A 20,533-nucleotide genomic window follows, 5' to 3' on the forward strand; every position below is an offset into this window, starting at 1 on the left:
AAGATATGATTTGACCAGCGGCACGAGTTCGTACCACAGGCGGTTATGTTCACTTTGGCTCGGGCGCGACGATGCGCTGGGCCTTGCCATAGGCGCGGTCGGCGTAGATCAACGCCGTGCCAAATCCCATCGTCACCGAGGCCACCGCGCCGATGAAGATGTGATGCGTCCCGACCCGTTCGGCTGACAGCACGCGGCAATCAAACGCCACGACGGCGTCGGCCAGACGCGGCGCCCGCGTATCGCCCTCGACCCATTTGCCGTAGGCAAACTTGTCGGCATCCCCAGGCTTGCGTCCGCCGAAGCAGTCGGCGATGCCGGACTGATCGTCGCGCAGAATGTTGATGCAGAACACGCCATTTTCGACGATCGCCGCCGCCGTCTTGCTTTGGTGATGGATGCAAACCAGCACCGTCGGGCTGTTGCCGTCAGCAGAAATTGACGACATCGCCGAGACCGTAACGCCGGCGCGGCCTGCCGAACCGTCTGTCGTCACGACGTTGACGCAGAATGCGGCACGGCTCATTCCATCGAGGAATTGCGCACGAATGTCCGGCGCGGCCTGTTCCAGGCTGATGGCTGACACGAAAGACCTCCTCTGCGTGGGTTGCTATTCGGCGGCGTCCCTGACCTGACCGAACCACTGGCTCACGGCGCGATCGCCGGTCCGGCCGCCCTTCTCGTCGAGGACCTTTTTGGACAGCCCCGCCGATCTGCGAACGAAGTCCAGCGGACCGTCCCAATCGAAATTGCGGTAGACAGCGGCAAGATGCGCGAACGGCGCCGATTGCGCGAACAACTGGAACGTCAGGCGATGCCCGGCATAATCGGAGTTCAGGAGATCGCGCGCAAAGGCGAGCAGCCGCCGCCTATCGTCGGCGATCCATTTATCATTGATCGTGTAGAACTTCTCGAGCCATGGGCCGGTCTCGGCATCCTCGAAGGCCGCCTTGTCCGGGGTCACGCAGATCTGGCCTCCGCACAATTCGCGTGCGATATGCATCATCTCGTGGAGCTGCGAGCAGGCCAGCACGCGTCCGGTATAGAGCAGCGACTGGTTCGGCATCATCAAGCCGCCGGGACTGCGCTCGGGCAACGCGATCGCCGCCGTGAGATGGGCGTTGATGCCCTCCCGATAGATGGCAAGCCGCGAGAGCTTTTCCTGCACCGCCTGCTGCTTCTCGAGCCCGGTTTGGCGGACGTTGAACAGCGCCGCGCCGATCAGCATGTCGGCGAGCTTGAGATTGCGCTGCACGAAGGCAAAGGCCGAATAGCGATGCAGCGTGGCGCGGATGAACACCGCGGCCTTAGTGTGCCGGTAGAACAGGACGTTCTCCCAGGGGATCAGGACGTTATCGAAGATGACGAGCGTGTCGACCTCATCGAACCGGTTCGACAGCGGATAATCGTCGATCGGTGCGCGGCCGGCGAAACCGGTACGGCAGATGAATTTCAGCCCGGGCGAACCGAGATCACAAATGAAGCCGACAGCATAGTCCGAATAGGCGGCATCTCCCCAATTGGCGATCGTCGGCTTGGTGAAGGCCTGGTTGGCATAAGCAGCCGCTGTTTCATATTTTGCCCCACGGACGATGATGCCGGCGTCGGTTTCCTTGACGACATGCAGCAGCATGTCCGGATCCTGCTCCTGCGGCGCCTTCGAACGATCGCCCTTGGGATCGGTATTCGCCGAGACATGAAAGGGATCGGTATGAAGAACCTTGAAGATATGGTTGCGGATGTTCTTCGAGAATTGCGGGTCCACCTCGTTGAGCACGTCCTGCCCATCGAACAGTGACCACATTTCACCGACGGTCTCGTCGCCGACGCGCGTGACCACCCCGCCGATATCTTCCAGCACCGTATCGGTTGCGCGGCGCTTGTCCCACCAGTCCTGCTGGCTCAGCGGCAGCTTGTTGTTGATGGCATGGACTTCGCCGTCCTCCCGATAGGTCATCAGGTGACGGGTCGCCGGGTCATGCTGGAGGTCGTAGATGCGGGCGCGGATATCGACCAGCGGCTTGAACGACGGATGCGTGGTGACGTCCTTGATCCTCTCGCCGTTCATGTAGACGGCGCGGCTATCCCGAATCGAGGCTTTGTATTCTTCACCGGTCCGTATCATGTCCGCTCCTATTTGATCGTGTCGGTGGCATGGCCCCGGCTGGTTGGCACTCTGGCGTATCGGCGTGCAAAGAAAAATTAGAACTTTCCGGCGCTCTGCTTAGCGGCAGCCGAACCACGGCGCTCCGAAGCGTCATGGTCTCGGACGCACCTCAGTGTGCGTAGGACGGATCTTCGGCGTCGAGAACACGCTTCATCTCCTCGAAATGAGCGATCGAGAAGTCGGTAATCCGCTCCCAATCCTGCGCGGTGTTTTCTGCGACCTCGTCGGGCAGAACCCTTAGCGGCTGGCCGGTTGCGTAAGCCTGCACCAGGATCTGACAGCTGCGCTCGAGCGTATAAATGTCATCAAAGGCTTCGCCGATCGTGTTGGCGGTGACGAGCACGCCGTGATTCCCCATCATCAGCCGCGACTTGTTTCCGAGCAGCCGGGCCAGGCGGGCGCCTTCCTGCTCGCTGTCGGCCATTCCGGCGTAGCTTTCGTCGATGGCAAGTCGGTTGAAATAGCGAGCAGTATTCTGATCGATCGGCCTGACGCTCGGATCGGCCAGCGCCGCGATCGTGGTCGCGAAGGGCGGATGCAGATGCATCACGACCCGGGCCTGGGGCAGTTGCCTGTGCATCTGGCCATGGATCGCCCACGCGGTCGGATCGACATCGGGTCTGTCGTTTGCGCTCCTCGCGTCGTCAAGATCGAACAATACGAGGTCGCTGGCCTTGATGCGGGAAAAGTGGCGCCACTTCGGATTCATCAGGAACCTGCGGCCGTCGGTCGAAACGGCGGCGCTGAAGTGGTTCGCGACAGCCTCATGCATGCCAAGCTTGGCGATGATGCGGAACGCCGCAGCAAGATCGATGCGAAGTTGCTGTTCATCCGACGCGTCGGCGAAATGGTTCATCTGTCGCTCCGAAAACCTGAAGGCATCCCGAATGATGCAGTTGAGATTTACGGATTCCCCTCAGTGGGGTAAAATAGGAAAATTGTGGCCGGTGATTACCGCCAAGCTATAGCTGCAAGGTGACGCCGCATCGGGCGTAAAGATCAATGCATAGTCAACCAAAGCCCAATAATTCCGCAGTGCGGCCGATTAGGCCTCGTCTAAGCAAAGGGCCCGGATTTCGTAATTTACACATCGCAGCTCCGGCAGGCTTACTTTGCGCAAGTTGACCCCGACAGGACCTGCAATGCACGCAATCCGCGCCTTTCCACCCCTTCGAAGCCGCCGTAGCGATGCGCTTCGGATGTTGTGGCGACTGGCGCGTAACGATCTCGGTCCGGATGCGGACGATGCGGCATCGGAGCAGGCTCCGGCCGGTGAGCCTGCCGAGCCGTCCTCGCGGGTCAAGCTGCATGTTCGCGGCATCGCGAAAGCGTACGGCACATCGATGGTGCTCAAGCCGCTCGAGTTGAAGGTCGTTGCTGGAGAGCTATTGGCGGTTCTCGGTCCATCTGGCTCGGGAAAAACGACGCTGCTGCAGATCATCTGCGGACTGGTCGAGCCGTCAGGCGGCCGGCTTATCATCGATGGCCGTGACGAGACCGACAATCCAGCCGACAAGCGCGATATCGGCGTTGTCTTTCAAAACTATGCGCTGTTCCCTCACCTCACGGTGCAGGAGAATGTCGCATTTCCGCTGCAGATGCGCGGAATGCCGGCAGGCAAGGTGCGGAGCAGCGTCGAGGCGACGCTCGCAATGGTCGGCCTGTCGGATTTCGCCAGCCGCTTTCCGCGCGAGCTATCAGGCGGACAGCAGCAACGCGTGGCGCTCGCACGCTGCTTCGTCTACCGGCCGTCGCTGATCCTGATGGATGAATCGCTGTCCGCGCTGGACAAGAAGCTGCGCGACAGCATGCGGATCGAGATCAAGCGGCTGCACCGAGAGACCGGCGCGACCATCATCTTCGTGACGCACGACCAGGAGGAGGCGCTCGCGCTGGCCGACCGCATCTGTCTGATGAACGACGGGCGGATCGAGCAGCTCGGCAGGCCCGAGGACATCTATGAGCGGCCCGCCAACACGTTTGTCGCCGACTTCATCGGGGCGTCCAACCTGATCTACGGGACCATTGCCGCGGGCGGTCGCATCGAGACCGCGGACGGCGTGTTGGCGCTGCCCGATGGTTGCGCCATGCCGGAGGGCGAACAAGCCGCACTGGTTGTCCGCCCAGAAAAGCTCCAGCTCTGCGAGAGCGCCGACCGCCTGCTGTGCGGCCGCGTCGAGGAAAGCATCTATGCCGGCTCGGAGACGCGGCTTCTGGTCCGCCTCCCCAGCGACACCGTTTTGACCGTACGCCGCGGCGCCGGCTTACCGCCGGTTGCGATCGGCGAAAATGTCTTCATGCGCTGGGACCGGGACCAGGCCCGCCTGCTCGCGGACCGCCCAGCCGCGGCGATCGCATGAGGCCTGCAAGCCAAGCCGCGCACCAATCGATTGCGGAAACCGACTTTTGCATCACGGAGAAAAGTAAATGTCTGCCATCACCACGATCACGCGACGCAAGCTTCTGAAGGCTGCCGGCGCGACTGCATCGGGCATTGCACTTCCGGCGGTCTGGAGCGGACGGGCCGGCGCGGCCGAGCAGATCACGGTTGCCGATGTCGGCGGCGCGCCGGGTCAGGCGCTGCGGAGCGCCTTCTACGATCCCTTCGAGAAGGCGACCGGCATTCGCGTCGAAGGCGTCGCCCATGAATCGGATCCCGTAACCCAGTTCAAGCTGGTCGTCGACACCGGCAGCAAGATCTGGGACGTCTGCATGGTGACGCCGGATGACGTGGCGCGGCTGACCGCGGACAAGAACTACCTAGAGCCACTTGAGGTCTCCCAGGGGCCGGATGACGAACTCATTCCAGGCGCACTGATGCCGAACTGGTTTGGCTTTTCGGCCTATGGCATCGTGATGGCCTATCGCAGCGACATCTACAAGAAGGATGCGCCGACCGGATGGGCGGACTTCTGGGACACGACCAGGTTTCCCGGGCGCCGCGGCCTGTATCGCAATCCGAAGGGCGTGATGGAAGCAGCACTGCTGGCTGACGGCGTCGCGCCGAAGGATCTCTATCCACTGGATATCGATCGCGCCTTTGCCAAGCTGGACAAGCTTCGCTCGGACGTGGCGGTATGGTGGACGAGCGGCGCCCAGAACACCCAGATCCTGCAGAGCGGCGAAGTCGACATGGCCGATACATGGTCGGCGCGCGCCTTTGCCGCGATCGATGCCGGAGCTCCCGTCAACATCGTCTGGAAGGGGTTGTATTCGATCGACGGCTGGTCGATCCCACGCGGCACGCCGAAGCTCAAGCAGGCACGCCAGTTCGTGCAGTTCTGCATGCAGCCCGAGCGGCAGGCGGCCTATTCGACCATCGTCGCGAACGGTCCGAGCAATCTGAAGGCCTACAAATTCATTGCGCCGGAACGCGCAAAGGTGCTTCCGACCCTTCCGGAAAATCTTGCTGGCCTGACCGTGCGCGACTTCGCCTATTGGGGCAAGAACTACGCTGCGGTCTCCGATCGCTTCCAGGAATGGCTGCTGATGGGCGGAAAGCGCTGACGATCGACGTCAGGCGGACAAACAAGAAGATCGGGAGACAATCATGACGAAGAAACAGATGGTGATCGGCGCGTTGATTCACGCCAATGGATCACATGCGGCGTCCTGGCTGATGGACGAGGCGCGGCCGCACGCCTCGACCGATATCGACTATTATCGCGAAATGGCGCAACTGGCCGAACGCGGCAAGTTCGACTTCTTCTTCATCGCCGACACCCCGGCGGCACGAACCGAGAACCTCAAGGTCTGGAGCCGCTCGCCCCTGTTCATGAACGTGTTGGAGCCGATCACGCTCTTGTCGGCGATCGCCGGCGCCACCACTCGGATCGGCCTCGGCGCAACCGCTTCCACGAGCTTCTACGAGCCCTATAATCTCGCCCGGCAGTTCGCCTCGCTCGATCACATTACGCACGGGCGGGCCGCGTGGAATGTCGTCACCTCCGCCAACGACTACGCGGCGCGCAATTTCGGGCTCGACCGCCTTCCCCCGCACGCCGATCGCTACGCCAAGGCGAAGGAATTCGTCGATGTCGTCGAAGCGTTGTGGGACACCTGGGAAGACGGTGCTTTCGTCTACGACAAGACAGCCTGCCTGAGCTTCCTGCCGGAGAAGCAGCACCTGCTCGACCACAAGGGCAAATACTTCACCGTGCACGGCGCCCTCAACATCGAACGGCCGCCGCAGGGGCGGCCGGTCATCATCCAGGCCGGCGCGTCCGACACCGGCAGGGATTTCGCGGCCGAATATGCCGAAGTGGTGTTCGGATCGAGCGGCAATCTCGAAGGTGCCAAGGCGTTCTATCGCGACCTCAAGGAGCGGATCGGCAAGTTCGGCCGCCGGCCGGACGACCTGAAGATCGCATCGGGCATTTCGGTCGTGATCGGCGAGAGCGAGCAGGAAGCCCGCGACAGGCTCGAGAGCTGGCAGGATCTCATTCATCCTGACGTCGGCGTGATGCGGCTAGGCATGGACCTCGAAACCGACCTCTCGGACCTGCCGCTGGACGAGCCGGTGCCGAAACATCGCGTTCCGACGTCATCCAATCACCACCAGGCCTATTTCAACGAGATCGCCGGCATGATCGGCGAGGGCCTGACCTTGCGCGAGATCGCAAAGCGCTACAATCGCAACAAGGCGACCTTCTGTGGCACCGTCAAGCAGATCGCCGATCACATGGAACACTGGATCGAGGCCGGCGCCTGCGACGGCTTCATGATCTCGTTCGTCGCCCTGCCAAGCACACTCTCAGATTTCGTCGAGAAGGTGGTACCGGAACTGCAGCGCCGCGGTGTCTTCCGTCAGGACTATGAGGGCCGCACGCTGCGGGAGCATTTGGGCCTGTCGCGTCCGGAAAATCGTTACGCTTCGTCCGCGCCCGGATCGCCGGTCGCGAAGCGCGCGTAGCCAGAACCGTCCAGTTGCTGCAACGGATCGAGCAGGGGCACTGACCGATGGCCGAGATCGCTTCCCTCGGAGTAGCCGAGCGGCTAAGGCGTCGGAAGCTGAAGCTTGATTCGTTGTGGCTTGCCCTGCCCGGCCTCGGATTCCTGGCTCTGTTTCTGATCTTGCCGACGGTGCAGATGCTGTCGCTGAGCTTCCTTGACAAGGTCACGGGCGCCTTGTCCCTTTCGGCCTTCGCCAGGATCTGGAACGGAGGTCCCTACCTTGCCGTGCTGTCGACGACCTTCTCGGTCGCGCTCTGGACGACCGCGTTGTGCGTCGGGCTCGGTTATCCCCTCGCCTACTGGCTGTCCCGCAAGCCGCCGCGGCAGCAGCGAATAGCCGCGCTGTTCGTGCTGCTGCCGTTCTGGACCAGTGCGCTGATCAAGAACTTCTCCTGGCTTGTCCTGCTCGGACGCAATGGAATCATTGCGAAGACCATGGCCGCGATCGGCGTCAGCGGCGGCGACCAGCTGCTGTTCGGGCGCACGACGGTCGTGTTTGCGATGGTGCATACCTTGCTGCCGCTCGCGGTGGTGACGATGCTGCCCGTGATGAACCAGATTGATCGCCGCCTGATGATGGCGGCGTCGACCCTGGGCGCCAACAGCTCGCGAGCATTCTGGCGGGTGTTTTTCCAGCTCTCGATACGCGGCGCGGCCGCGGCTGGCCTGCTGGTCCTGGTCGCGTCGCTCGGCTTCTTCATCACGCCCGCACTGGTGGGCGGCGCCAGGGATACAATGATCGGGCAGCTGATCATCTTGCAGATCAATGAGCTGCAGAACTGGCAGCTCGGCAGTGCGCTGGCCACGATCCTGCTGATCTCCACGATCGCCACCTGCTTCGTCTACGACTGGATCTTCGGCTTGTCGTCGGCGACGACGGGTGGCGAACGGCCGACGCGGCCGGACGACCTGGTCCGCCGCGCAGGGCTCGCAATCGTCAGTCTCTTAGGGTTGATCTTCGGGCGTATCGAAGAGGCGTGGAAACGCAACGTTCGCGGCCTCGGCAGCGGAGCCCTTCTCTCCATCTATGCCTGGACCATGATCGCGATGCTGCTGGTTCCGATCATCGCCTTCATTCCGATGGCCTTTACCGGATCCACCTTTCTGTCGTTCCCGCCGCCGAGCTGGAGCCTGCGCTGGTTCGAGCAGTTTGCCGCTTCGCCGCTCTGGCTCGGCGCGATGGTCCGGTCCTTCAGCATCGGCTTTGCGGCCGCAGCAATTACATTGGTGTTCGCAGCCATGGCGGCCCTCGGCGTCGCGCGAACCCGCAGCCGGCTCGGCAGCGTCGCGTTCCTGCTGTGCCTGTCTCCGATGATGGTTCCATCGATCGTGATCGCGATCGCTCTGTTCTACCTGTTCGCGCGGATATCGCTGGTCGCGAGCGATGTCGGCATCATCATTGGCCACACCGTCATTGCCATGCCCGTCGTGTTCATGGTGATGCTGGCGACCTTCAAGGGATACGACTGGAATCTGGATGCGGCGGCCTCGACGCTCGGGGCAGGACGTCTGCGCATTTTCTGGCGCGTCACACTTCCGCTGGTCGCGAGCGGGCTGGCGGTGGGCTTTGTGACCGGATTCCTTCAATCCTTCGAAGAATTGACGGTCGCGCTCTTCATCGGCGGCGGGATCAAGACAACATTGCCCAAGCAGATGTGGGACGGGGTTCTCCTCCAAGTCAGCCCGGTCATTGCTGCGGCGTCAGTTGGCGTCCTCATCGTCGTAATCGTTATGTTTGCGATCATCGAACTTGTCCAGGACCGGCGTCTACGTTCTTCCGGTTGAGCTTCGAGAGCGAGCCAAGTCGAGCTTGGCCTGCGAACGAGAAGCGATAGTGACAGCGGCGCCGGCGCTGGCGGCGACCGATGCCACGGCCAGGCCGATGCCGGAGCTGCCTCCAATCACAAGGAACCGCGAATCTTTCAGATCACCATGCATGCAGGCAATTTCTCTTGGTATGATTTCTGTCTTACCCGTCGTCTGGTGGTGATGCGTCTAGGCGGGATCGTTCAGGCCTTCGGGCAGACCCTCAAAGAATTGCGCGCACAACGTCTCGACTTGGGCTTCGGTTCGTTTCACCGATTCATCTTTCACCCGGCCGTAGCCTCGGATATCGTCCGGATAAGAAGCCAGAGCCACGGCCGCTTCGAGGTTCGCGCCGCAGAGACGGACGATGATCTCCTCGACCAGAGCGAAGTACCGATCGCGCGACATCCGCTCCATGCGGCGCTCGCGCATCCAACCGAATGGGTCCAATACGGAACCGCGCAGGACTCTTCCTCGCGCCAGCAAACGCAACATCGGCAACAGATACTTCGCCGAAAACGCCCTTTTGCGCGGGCGGCCGGTGGCCGGATCACGACCAAAGAGGATGGGCGGAGCCAGATGCAGCTTGAGCGCGCCGCCGTCGAACCGGCGCCTCACGTCACCCCAGAAGGATGGTTCGGTCAGTAGCCGCGCGACTTCGTACTCGTCCTTGTAAGCCATGAGTTTGAAGGCATTTCTGGCCACCACTTCAGTCAGCCGGGTCGAGCCGACGGCCGCGCTGTCTTCCGCATTTCGCACGCGGTCGACCAGGCTGCGGAAGCGTTCGGCGTAAGCGACATCCTGGTAGGCCCGTAACGCGCCGATACGAACGGCGATACGCTCCCGCAACGTATCGACAGGCTTGGGTGCCATTGCCATCGCCGTCTCATCCGCGGACAACAGGGTCTCCACTGTCGCCGGACTCGCGAAGTACAATCTTCCGAGGCGGAAGGCGCTCAGCGTTCCGGCCACATCCGCACCGTTCAGCCGGACCGCCTGCTCCATCGCCTCCGGCGACAGCCGCAGCGCGCCCATCTGCAACGCGTATCCCAGCATGATCATGTTGGCAGAGACAGGATCGCCGAACGCGCGCCTCGCAAGATCGTTCGCCGGCACGCGAACCGGCTGCCGCTCGGCTCGCCGTTCGAGGCGACGGACGAGACGCTCGACGTCGAGATCAATATTGCCATTCTCATGAAACGTCTGCGTCGCCACCACCTGATCGTCGACGAGGACTGTCGTCGAGCGCCCTACCGTCTTCAATGCTTCGAGTTGGGTGGCCGCAACGACGTCGGATGCGATCACGAGGTCAGCGTCTTCCAGCCCGAGGCGCAGCGGCGCCCCGCTGCTTGGCGTGGGAAGGATCCGCAGGTGGCTGTAGACCGCCCCGCCCTTCTGAGCGAGGCCGGTCATATCATAGATGCCGACGCCCCGGCCCTCCAGATGAGCCGCCATGCCGACGATCGCGGAAGCCGTCACCACCCCGGTCCCGCCGATGCCGGCCAGCAGCATGCCGAACGCTCCATCGTGGAGGTCGGCGGCTTCCGGCTTCGGCAGACCGGCGACTGCCGCGTCGAGATCGATGGGTCTAGGCTTCATGAGCCTGCCGCCTTCGATGGTCACGAATGAAGGGCAAAACCCTTCGAGGCAGGACATGTCGCTGTTGCAACTAGCCTGATCGATGCGGCGCTTGCGGCCGAATTCGGTTTCCAGCGGCTGTACCGACATGCAGTTCGAGGCCCGGGAACAATCCCCGCAGCCCTCGCAGACCGCAGGGTTGATGACGACACGTTTGGAGGCGACGGCGACCTGCCCTCGCTTACGCCTCTTGCGCTTCTCGGTCGCGCAGATCTGCACATAGACGATCACGGTCGTTCCTGGAATCTCGCGCAGTTCGCGCTGCACGTTCTCCATGAGCGTGCGGTCAAGGACCGCGACCCCGGCGGGCATCGATTGTGCAGATCGCACTGCGTCCGGATCTTCGGCCACGACCACGACGCGCTTTACCCCCTCCAAAAGGACCTGTCGCACGATGGCTTCGACCGACAGACCGCTCTCGACGGCCTGGCCGCCCGTCATCGCTACAACGTCGTTGACAAGTATCTTGAAGGTCACGTTGGCGTTGGAAGTGGTTGCCGCACGGATCGCCAGCGACCCCGAATGGGAGAACGTGCCGTCACCGAGATTGACGAATACGTGCTTGGTGTCCGTGAAATGCGACAGCCCGATCCAATTCACTCCTTCCGCCCCCATGTGGGTGCAGGGCAACGGGTTACGATCCATGAACTGCACCAGACCGTGGCAGCCGATCCCGGCGACGCCAAACGACCCGTCCGGCAGCTTTGTCGACCGGTTGTGCGGGCAGCCCGAACAGAAGACAGGACGGCGCGCAAGCGGTCCGACGTCGATCTGTTTAAACGAGGCAACGCGTCCGAAAAGCCTCTCGATCGCCGCGCGCAGCACAGCAGCTTCCGCGAGATCGGCGGGAACGACGGCAAGGACACGACGGCCGATGGCCAACGCGACGGTGGCGGCATCCAATGGTTCGTCCGCCGGCAGGAGCACCTCTCCTTCCGGCGTACGCTTCCCCGAAATGTTCGGCCGCCGTGCCCAATGATACATGAGCGCGGCCGCATGGAGCTCCATGTGCGGGCGTTTCTCCTCCACAAAGAGAAGCTCCGCAGCGTCCCGCGCGAACGCATTCAAAGGCTCCGGATCGAGCGGATAGATCAGCCCCACTTTCAGAACGCCGATCCCCAGCCGTCGTGCGACGACGCCATCGATACCGGCAAGCCGCAGTCCGTCGATGACATCCTGGAATGCCTTGCCGGCCGTCACGATGCCCAGACGAGAAGGCCGCTCCGCCCCAAACGCGACACGATCGATCCCATTCCGTCGAGCGAACGCATGCACGCGCGGAAGCTTGTTCCGGACCATCCTCTGGTCCTGGGCCGTCACCGCCAGCATTTCCACACGAATGCTGACGTCGTTACGGGCCTTCGGCGCCTCTTCGAGGACGGGAGCGAGTTCGTCGAGCGAAAACTCAACGGCCTGGGTGCAGTCGGCCGTCTCGTTGACGAGCTTCAGCCCTGCGAGCAGTCCGCATTCCCGCGACATCGCGAAGCCAGCAAGACCAAACTTGAAAATGTCGTGCACGTCCGACGGATAAAGGATCGGTACCTCATGCGCGGCAAGAGCGAGATCGCTCTGATGCGCCAGCGACGACGACTTGCCGGCATGGTCGTCGCCAAATACCAGCAGCACGCCCCCGTTGGGGTGGGTCCCCGACATATTGGCATGCTTGATCGCATCGCCGGACCGATCGACACCGGGGCCCTTGCCATACCACATGCCGAACACGCCATCGACGCGACGCCCGGGCACGAAGTCGATCTGCTGGCTGCCCCACACCGCGGTCATCGCCAGATCTTCGTTCAGCCCCGGCTCGAAGACGATGTCTGCAGCCTTCAACCGGTCGGCGATCTTCAGGAGCTCGTTATCTATGGTACCGAGTGGAGAGCCCCGGTAACCCGAGATGTAGCCCGCTGTGCGCAAGCCACGCCTGCTGTCGAGCTCCCGTTGCAGCAACGGGACCCTCGACAAGGCCTGCTTTCCGGTGATGAAAATCGTACCGCTCGTCAAGTCGAACTTGTCCGACAGCGACACTTCGCGCATCACTGGGCCACTCTGGAATTTGTCGTTCATTGTTCGGGGTTCACTGCCATGCATTCGAGATACGCCACCGCTCGCTTGCGAAAATTTCGATCGGCGAGCGCCGATGCGTGATTGACGCCCGGCACGGTCTCCCCGATGCCTGCGGGAAAGAGCGCCGCTACCGGATACGGGGCTCCGGCCAACTTGTCCTGTTCGCCCACGATCACCAATGTGGGCGCAGTCACGGCCGACAGACGTCCGAGATCGAAAACGCTGGACTGCCCGCGCAAACACGCGGCGAGAACCCCGAGGTCGTTGAACGCCCGTGATGCCGCATGCTGTCTAAAGCGAACCGCGTAGGACGGAAGCTCTCGTCGATCTCCCGACCGACTATTCTGTTCGTCGAGAGCGTCGGCGAATTCCGGTGCGAGCCCGACGGTCGCGGCAATCCGGTCGCCCATGCCGCCCAGGACCAGGTTCACGGCGCGATCGGCGGACACAAGCGTCACGGACATCGCGACATGCGCCCCCATCGAATAGCCGATCAAGCTGAACCGACGATCTCCCCAGCAGTGGTCGCACAGCGCAGTAACGTCACGGGTAAACGCGTCCAGCCGATAGTCCGCGGGGTAGCGCGATTTCACGCTTTGGCCGTGTCCTCGCAGGTCCGGGGCGATCACGTCAAATCCCGCCGCCACCAGAGCATCGAACCATCCGGTCTCGATCCAATCGTCGCTCGCATCGGAAGCGAAGCCGTGCAGGAGGAGAACTGGTACTCCTCGTCCCGCCCTCAGGAACGAGACATAGGCCGGTCCGCCCGCGGCCAGGCGGCCGACGTCCAGCATATGTCGCATCGTTCGATCATCCGACATGGACGGAAGCCCGAGATCGCGCTGGATTCCTGCAATCGTCGAGCGTCTCGATCATCGTTGCCGCGGCGATGGCCACGCGGTCCCTTCCAGGGGCTGCGCCGACCTGCAACCCGATGGGGAAAAAGCCCGCATCCGTATGCCAGGGCACCGAAACGGCTGGACCATGCGATAGATTGAACAGCGGCGTGAACGGACACCATTCGAACCAGTCGACCGCTGCGGCAGTCGGGTCGTCAGTACGCAACGGCAGGCAGGGCATGGTAGGCGTGAGCAGAACGTCGATGTCATCGATCAAAATCGCGGACAATCGGACGGCGATCTCTTCGCGCCGTCGCTGTAGCCTGAGCAGATCCGCCGCCGTCAGGCTTTGCACCGGTGCAATGAACTCGAGCAGGGCAGCGTGCAGGCCGGTGCGTTTCTCTTCGGGAACCTGCGATACGGCATAGCTGCAGCCGAGACGATAGAGCGCGCCGACGATGTCTCGGGACTCGTTGATCGGAACATCGACGGTCGTAATCCGCGAGTCCTTGGCGATGACGGCAAGTGCATCCTCCCAAGCCTTATTCACGATCGGATCGAGATGGCCGGCCAGTCCAGCCGGCACCCCGATGCGGAGTTTCGACGGCCACTGCCGTTCCGGCAGGTGGAAATCGAGCGAAGTCCGAGCCAGCGACGTCCAATCCATACCGACCGCGCCGCTCATGGCGGAGGCGGCGAGCGCCGCGTCCGCAACGTTCCGCGTGATCGGTCCGATATGCGGAAGCTGCCAGAACGCAGCCGGATATGGATCCAGCGGTATCGTCCCGAAAGTCGGCTTGTATCCGACCACGCCACAGAATGCGGCCGGAATACGGACCGACCCCGCCGCATCGGAGCCGATTCCCACGACGCCGAGCCCCAAGGCCGTCGCTGCCGCAGCGCCGCCGCTACTGCCGCCCGCATGATGAAGCGGATCTAGCGGGTTCAAGGTCACGCCGGCGAGCGGACTTTCGGTCAGCCCCTTCCAGGCGAATTCGGGCGTCGTGGTCTTGCCCAGGAAAACGGCACCACCAGCGCGAAGGCGCGCGATCGAGATCGCGTCTCTCGGCGCGGCCACATCCGACGTCGTACGCGATCCCCGCCGCGTCGGCCAGCCGGCGACGTTGAGTGTATCCTTGATGGTGATCGGCACGCCATCCAGCGGACCGAGCGCCTCGCCTTTGCGATATCGCGCTTCTGACGCTCGCGCCATTTTTAAAACGACGGAGTCGTCGACCAGAACGAAGGCGTTGACGCCTGGGTTCAAACGACCGATCGCGTCGAGCTGCGCCCGCGCGACCTCTACCGGCGACACGTCACAGCGCTTGTAGCGCTCGTGCAGTGGTACGATTTCTCCGTCGATCGACATGGACTTGATCCCGTCCAGCGGCAACGCCGCCGTATAAGTGCAGAGAGAAGCTAGATTCTTCTGATGACGAAGGCTTTCCTCAGAGACGAGGTCACTTCCCATGTTCCACAAAGTCCAGGCTCGCACACGAAGGTGTCGCCTAGGCCAAACTCCTGGGGAAGACCGCCTTCCGGCGTGATGACGCAGGTCCCTTCTAGAATCTGGCAAAACTCCCAAACCTTGTAGTCCATTCGCCACTTGGCGGGGGTAGCCGACCAGAAACCCGAAGAAACCTGACCATCATCGGTCATCGCGATTCTCCATGCGGTCGTCGTCGGATCGCCCGACAACAACTCGGCAAAGAACGCCGTGTTGATAGCGGGCTCTACCTGGCGGTCGCGGAAAGCAACAAGACGATTCATCTCACCTCACACCGATCATAGCGTGGTTCGTCTCACTGCCGTGCCGCGCGAACTGGTCGCCAATGATGACTTTTGCCGCGTTGTACCCTGGCAGACCGGTAATGTTGCCGCCTGGGTGCGAAGACGACCCGCACAGATAGAGACCGCCCAGGAAAGTGCGATAGTCTTCCGCACCGGCGAAGGGTCGACCTGCTCCGACTTGCCCATTCCTGAATGCGCCAATCAGCAAGTCCGCTTCGCGCATGTTGGGATAGCGAATTGCCGTTTCGTGAGGACTCTGAGCGAAACTATCGATCGTCGCCGCACGCAGATTGGGAGCGTACTCACACCAGAGGTCGAACATGCGCTGGGCATGCTTCGACTTCTCGTCGACCCAGTTCCGGGAATTCCCGCGCAGCGCGTACGGAGTCTTTTCCCACATGAACGCGGTGTGATACCCGGCAGGCGCCTGCGACGGATCGATCGCGGTGGGGGTTCCGCCCCATAGCACCGGCGGTCCGATCGTCCCTTCGTCGTGACTGCGGACGAGTTCGAGGAAGGTGTCAATTTTATCGATTCCCATGATCACCATCAGTGACTTCTGGACTTCGGGATGGCGATCCGCAGCCTTGTAGACCGGCGCTTCCATGAGATTGAGGTGCAGCGTGAACAGTGGACCGAGCGTGTTGTATTCGAATCCTTCGGCCTTGCTTGCCCACCCCGGAGCCAGTTCCGACCGATCCATCAGATCGAGAAAAGTGATGTGCGGATTGACGCTCGATACGACGAACCTGCTCGCTTTCAGAACCTCGCCGCTCTCTAGCTCGACGCCGGTTGCGCGCCCTTCGTCGGAGAGGATGCGCCTGACCTGCGCGTTGGTACGTACGGTCCCGCCCGAAGCTTCGATCGAACGGACCAAGGCGCGCGCCAGCGACGCGGCGCCACCTCGACAAGTCTGAACCTGTGCCGACGACGCAAACAGCGACGGCAGGTGGTGCCCGAAGCCCTTGGCGCGGAGGTCCACCTCACGCATCCCGTTTATGAAAAGTAGCGCCCCCTTGATTGCCGGGTGATTGAATTCCTGCGAGACAAATTCGTACGGGCTGAGTTCGCTGACCTGCAACAACAGACGACCATTCTCGGACCTCTGCAGCCGCTCGCGACGCACCGCAGCCGGCTCTGGTGGTGCTGCCGCCTCCGGACGAATGATATCGCGGGTGATTGGAATGAATCGATCGCGCCAGTAGCGCAGGCGATCGGCATCGTCTCGATCGATCGTAGCAAACGACCGATAAGTCTGCTCGAAGTCGTTCCACCACTGCAGCACATTCCCGTCCCGCTGCAGGACCGATACGTACAGATCGTTTTCGAGATACTCTACGCCGTAGCGCGCGAGCTCGAGATCGGAAAACCATGGCATGCTGGTAATGCCACGGTGAAAGTAGGAATGCAGGTTATGAAAGAAGCCGGGATGCTTTTCGTCTTCGACGGTCGACAGGCCGCCCCCCGCAACCGGACCGGCATCGAGCGAGATCACCTTGAGACCTGCCTTCGCCAGGTAGGCTTGCGTGATCAAACCGTTGTGACCGGCCCCAATGATTATTCCGTCGTACGTCGTCATAGCTCGACCCCATGCCGCACAGCCAAAAACGTTCGGCAAACAATAGAGGTCTGGGTGATGAAAATAAGTATCCCGCGATACCAGTCGTAGTTCATTGAACGGGCCTGGGTGACTGCTCTCTCAATCGACGTAGACTTGATCTCGAGCGGCAGCGTAATCCGCTGCGCCTCCGAGATAAGCCTGACCCAGGCGTGGGTCCGCCGAAAGCTCGGCACTGGAGCCTTCGAGCACGATGCGGCCGACCTCAAGAACGTAGCCGCGGTCCGCCACCGAGAGCGCGAGGCGCGCGTTCTGTTCGACCAGGATGATCGTCAGTCCTTCGGACTTGAGTTGCCAGATAACGCGCAATATTTCCTGAACGATGAGCGGGGCCAGACCGATCGACGGCTCGTCGAGCATCAGTAGGCGGGGCTCGGCCATCAAGGCCCTGCCGACCGCGAGCATTTGCTGCTCGCCTCCCGACAGCGTCGCGGCTTTCTGGCGACGGCGCTCGGCCAGGATCGGAAACAGCCCGTAAATCCTGTCCAGCGACTGCGCCGGCGCACCGGTCCGATAACCTCCGAGCCGGAGATTGACCTCCACAGGGAGATTGCCGAAAAGCTCGCGCCTTTCCGGAACGAGGACCACACCGCGGGCAACCAGTTGCTCCGGACGAAGGCCGGCGAGGTCCACGCCGTCGAGCGTAACCGATCCCGCCCGCGGCGGGCAAAGGCCCATGATGCCGTTTAGAAGGGTCGACTTGCCGGCACCGTTGGCGCCGAGGACCGTCACCAACTCGCCGGGCTTCACGTCGAGATCAAGAGATTCGATCACGGTCGCTCGACCATATCCCACGTTCAATCCGTTGATGCGCAGGTCCGGCATGATCACGCCCCCAGATAGGCAGCTATGACGCGCTGGTCCCGGCGGACTTCTTCCGGATGACCGGTCATCAGACCCTGCCCGCGGTCAAGAACGACGACCTTATCGACGCAATTCATGACCAGATCCATGTCGTGTTCGACGAGCAGGACCGACATGCCCGCCAGCTTGAGACGATGGAGCAAGGTAACGAGCTTGAGCTTTTCGCCTGTACGCAGGCCGGCGGCCGGTTCGTCCAGCAGAAGCAGTCGCGGCCGGCTGATCAGCGCGCGCGCGACTTCCACCAGCCTGGCCTGCCCCATCGCCAGCCGCGCAGCGGGTTCATGGGCAAGTCCGTCCAGTTCGACGATCTCGAGCGCGCGCCAAGCCTTCGCGAAGGTCGCGGCCTCCTCGGCCTGGTCCAGGCCGAACATGCCGGCGATCATGCCGGACCGCCCCTGCGCATAGGCGCCGAACGCGACGTTCTCGAGAACCGTCCGTTCCGGAACGATACGCACGTGCTGGAAGGTGCGGGATACGCCGCGGTGGACGAGATCGGAAACCCGTGACGGCGGCGGCGCTCCCATGAGAAGCACGGTTCCCTCGGACGGTGCGGTCAAACCCGTCGCGATGTTGAACGTCGTGGATTTGCCCGCACCGTTGGGGCCGATGAGGCCGACGATCTGATCGGCGCCGACAGAGAACGACACGCCGCGCAACGCCGTGAGGCCGCCGAACTTCTTCCCTATTCCGTTGATTGACAGGAGATCGTCGCCGTCCGCCCCTCGCTTGGACGGCGTGAGTTCGATGTTGCGAGCGGGCCTGGACGTCGAGAACACCGGCCAGACACGATGCAGCGCAGACCAGATGCCGCCCGGCCATCTCAGCAAGACTCCGATCAGCACGACGCCGAACACGATCATCTCGACGTTCCCGGAAAGTCCAAGCATGCGTGCGACAGTGTTCTGCAGGAACATTTCAAGCGCGGCGACGGCGGACGCGCCGAGCACGGCGCCGAAAGGGTGCGACATCCCACCGAAGATGCATGCGATCAGAAGATTGATGCTCGAGGTCAGGCCGAAGGGCGCCGGGCTGATAAACTTGAAGTAGAAGGCGTAAAGCCCTCCGGACAAGCCCGCCAGGGTGGCGGCCACGACGAACACCAGAAGCCGCAGGCGCGCGGCGTTCACACCGAACACTTCCGCCATCTCGATATCGGTTTTCAATGCCGCGATAGCGCGGCCGGTCCGGGTGTTAAGCAGCCGCGAGAATCCGCCAGCGGCAATCGCGACGATCGACCAGACCACGATCGCAAACGCGCGATCGTCCACCAGTTCGAAACGACCAATCGACAACGGGGGGATCTGGCCGAGTCCAGAGGCGCCGCCCGTCACGGGACCGGCGGCTACGATCGCTGCGCTGCAGGCCATGCCCATCGCGAGCGTCGCGAGCGGCAGGAAGTGTCCCTTCAGTCTCAAGGTGATCCCACCCACGATCGCTCCGCAGACCGAAGACGCGGCAACGCCGACGAGCAGGGCCAAAGTCGCGGGGAAACCGTGATCGCGGGCGAGTATCGCGGAAACGTAGGCGCCGACGGCCATGAACGCCGCCTGCCCCAGCGAGACCTGTCCCGAGATCAGCAGCAGAGTCAGACCCATCGCGGCCACGGCCGAGAGTCCCACCGTCACCAGAAGCGTGACGTCGTACTGAGGACCGGACACAGCGATCAGCGAGGCAACGACGAACAGCCCGAGGGCGACCGCGAACGACGCGACATTGGGCGTACGCCATGAACCTCGCTGCTTGGACGGGAACGACATGCTCAATGCCCATGCGTTTCGGGAGGGCGCACCGCGTTCCGCCAGAGCAGGATCGGTATCACCATCAGGTAGACGACGACGTCGCGGTACGCACTGACCTGGAACGCAGAAAAGGACTCGGTCAGTCCCACCAGCAGGACGCCGACCAGCGCGGTCGGATATTCAACGATTCCGCCAAGGGCCGCGGCAACGAAGCCTTTCAGGCCGATAGGAAGACCCATGTCGTAGTTCGCCGTGATGAGTGGCGCCAACAGGAGGCCCGACAGCGCGCTGAAACCGGCGCCGATCGCGAAACTCAACTGGCCAGCGATGCCGACCGGGATGCCGCAAAGCTGCGCACCGGTCCGGTTGACGGCCGTGGCCTGCAGGGCCTGACCGGTCAACGTCCTCTCGGAGAAGAGATAGAGCGCGATCATCGCGACCAACGACGAAGCGCAGATCCATAGGCTCTGATAGGTGACGAAGACGGGACCGAGTTCAACGCCCCCGTCGACCACCGGGGGAACGGACCTCGGTTCCGCGCCCCAGATCACCACCGCCGTCCCGTGAAGCACCATGTATACGCCGACGCTGACGATCAGCAGCACGATTGGCGAGGCGTCGGAAACCGGCTCCACCGTCAGGCGATAGATCAGCGTGCCAAGCGAAGCGGTCGCCACAAGCGATGCGAGAACTGCGAGCCAATAGGATCCCGGCAGGAGATTGGCGAGCCATGCCGTCGCGAGCACGATGAGGATCCACAGCGCCCGCGAAAGGACGATGCGCATCCTCATTGTGCCCGTCAGACGCCGTTCAGCGATGTCCCTCAGCGCGAACGCGGCCAGGCCGGCGGCCACGATGGCGCTCAGCACGCTGAACGTACCCGACAACGCACTCGCGAAAGAGAGCGCACCCAACGTCACGTACTCGCCTTGCGCAATGTTGACCACGCGCGTCACCGTGTAGATCACGATGAGGCTGAGTGCGAGGAGCCCGTAGACGGCGCCGTTCGTGATGCCGTCCGCGACCAGAAAGAGCAGCGTGTCAAGCAACG

Annotated in this window: 15 protein-coding genes; 4 read left to right on the plus strand and 11 right to left on the minus strand. The window is 62.5% G+C overall.

The features are described 5' to 3' along the window. Positions 1 to 49 precede the first annotated feature (49 nt). The 3 genes from UP10_RS37545 to UP10_RS37555 form a co-directional block, all read right to left on the minus strand. On the minus strand, positions 50 to 586 hold the full coding sequence (locus UP10_RS37545) for a flavin reductase family protein (protein ID WP_044592148.1): 537 nt from the start codon (positions 584 to 586) through the stop codon (positions 50 to 52). A gap of 24 nt (positions 587 to 610) precedes the next feature. Then, positions 611 to 2,125 (minus strand): 4-hydroxyphenylacetate 3-hydroxylase family protein, encoded by a 1,515-nt coding sequence (locus UP10_RS37550; RefSeq protein WP_044592149.1) that lies wholly within the window; start codon positions 2,123 to 2,125, stop codon positions 611 to 613. A 151-nt stretch (positions 2,126 to 2,276) separates the two neighbouring features. Beyond that, positions 2,277 to 3,023 (minus strand): class II aldolase and adducin N-terminal domain-containing protein, encoded by a 747-nt coding sequence (locus UP10_RS37555; RefSeq protein ID WP_044592150.1) that lies wholly within the window; start codon positions 3,021 to 3,023, stop codon positions 2,277 to 2,279. 343 nt (positions 3,024 to 3,366) lie between these two features. Between UP10_RS37555 and UP10_RS37560 the strand changes: the two genes are divergently transcribed. The 4 genes from UP10_RS37560 to UP10_RS37575 all read left to right on the plus strand — a co-directional run bounded on the left by UP10_RS37560 (position 3,367) and on the right by UP10_RS37575 (position 8,905). Beyond that, positions 3,367 to 4,527, plus strand: coding sequence for an ABC transporter ATP-binding protein (locus tag UP10_RS37560; RefSeq protein ID WP_245322156.1), 1,161 nt, complete (start codon positions 3,367 to 3,369; stop codon positions 4,525 to 4,527). Positions 4,528 to 4,594: 67 nt separating this feature from the next. Further along, entirely contained in the window at positions 4,595 to 5,674 is a 1,080-nt protein-coding gene (locus UP10_RS37565; protein ID WP_044592151.1) for an ABC transporter substrate-binding protein, read from the plus strand. 43 nt (positions 5,675 to 5,717) lie between these two features. After that, entirely contained in the window at positions 5,718 to 7,079 is a 1,362-nt protein-coding gene (locus tag UP10_RS37570) for an LLM class flavin-dependent oxidoreductase (RefSeq protein WP_245322157.1), read from the plus strand. Between the two features lie 47 nt (positions 7,080 to 7,126). Next, on the plus strand, positions 7,127 to 8,905 hold the full coding sequence (locus UP10_RS37575; protein ID WP_044592152.1) for an ABC transporter permease subunit: 1,779 nt from the start codon (positions 7,127 to 7,129) through the stop codon (positions 8,903 to 8,905). 210 nt (positions 8,906 to 9,115) lie between these two features. Here UP10_RS37575 and UP10_RS37580 read toward each other — a convergent pair whose 3' ends face one another. From UP10_RS37580 to UP10_RS37615, 8 genes are all read right to left on the minus strand, one after another. Further along, complete coding sequence (locus tag UP10_RS37580; protein ID WP_044592153.1) at positions 9,116 to 12,631, minus strand: indolepyruvate ferredoxin oxidoreductase family protein; 3,516 nt, start codon at positions 12,629 to 12,631, stop codon at positions 9,116 to 9,118. Then, positions 12,628 to 13,425, minus strand: a complete 798-nt coding sequence (locus UP10_RS37585) for an alpha/beta fold hydrolase (RefSeq protein WP_044592154.1) — start codon at positions 13,423 to 13,425, stop codon at positions 12,628 to 12,630. Before UP10_RS37585 ends, UP10_RS37580 begins: the two co-directional genes overlap by 4 nt. A gap of 16 nt (positions 13,426 to 13,441) precedes the next feature. Continuing rightward, entirely contained in the window at positions 13,442 to 14,839 is a 1,398-nt protein-coding gene (locus tag UP10_RS37590; RefSeq protein ID WP_044592305.1) for an amidase, read from the minus strand. A 50-nt stretch (positions 14,840 to 14,889) separates the two neighbouring features. Then, positions 14,890 to 15,240, minus strand: coding sequence for a cupin domain-containing protein (locus UP10_RS37595; protein ID WP_044592155.1), 351 nt, complete (start codon positions 15,238 to 15,240; stop codon positions 14,890 to 14,892). A 1-nt stretch (position 15,241) separates the two neighbouring features. After that, entirely contained in the window at positions 15,242 to 16,840 is a 1,599-nt protein-coding gene (locus UP10_RS37600; protein WP_082077490.1) for a phytoene desaturase family protein, read from the minus strand. Between the two features lie 120 nt (positions 16,841 to 16,960). Next, the gene (locus UP10_RS37605; protein ID WP_044592157.1) at positions 16,961 to 17,704 is read right to left on the minus strand and encodes an ABC transporter ATP-binding protein; all 744 of its coding nucleotides are present in this window, start codon (positions 17,702 to 17,704) and stop codon (positions 16,961 to 16,963) included. 2 nt (positions 17,705 to 17,706) lie between these two features. After that, a complete protein-coding gene (locus tag UP10_RS37610; protein ID WP_044592158.1) occupies positions 17,707 to 19,500 on the minus strand; it encodes a branched-chain amino acid ABC transporter ATP-binding protein/permease in 1,794 nt (597 codons plus the stop codon). 2 nt (positions 19,501 to 19,502) lie between these two features. Beyond that, on the minus strand, positions 19,503 to 20,531 hold the full coding sequence (locus UP10_RS37615; RefSeq protein ID WP_044592159.1) for a branched-chain amino acid ABC transporter permease: 1,029 nt from the start codon (positions 20,529 to 20,531) through the stop codon (positions 19,503 to 19,505). Positions 20,532 to 20,533 lie beyond the last annotated feature (2 nt).

The sequence above is a fragment of the Bradyrhizobium sp. LTSPM299 genome (genome assembly GCF_000938235.1).
Lineage (GTDB): Bacteria > Pseudomonadota > Alphaproteobacteria > Rhizobiales > Xanthobacteraceae > Bradyrhizobium.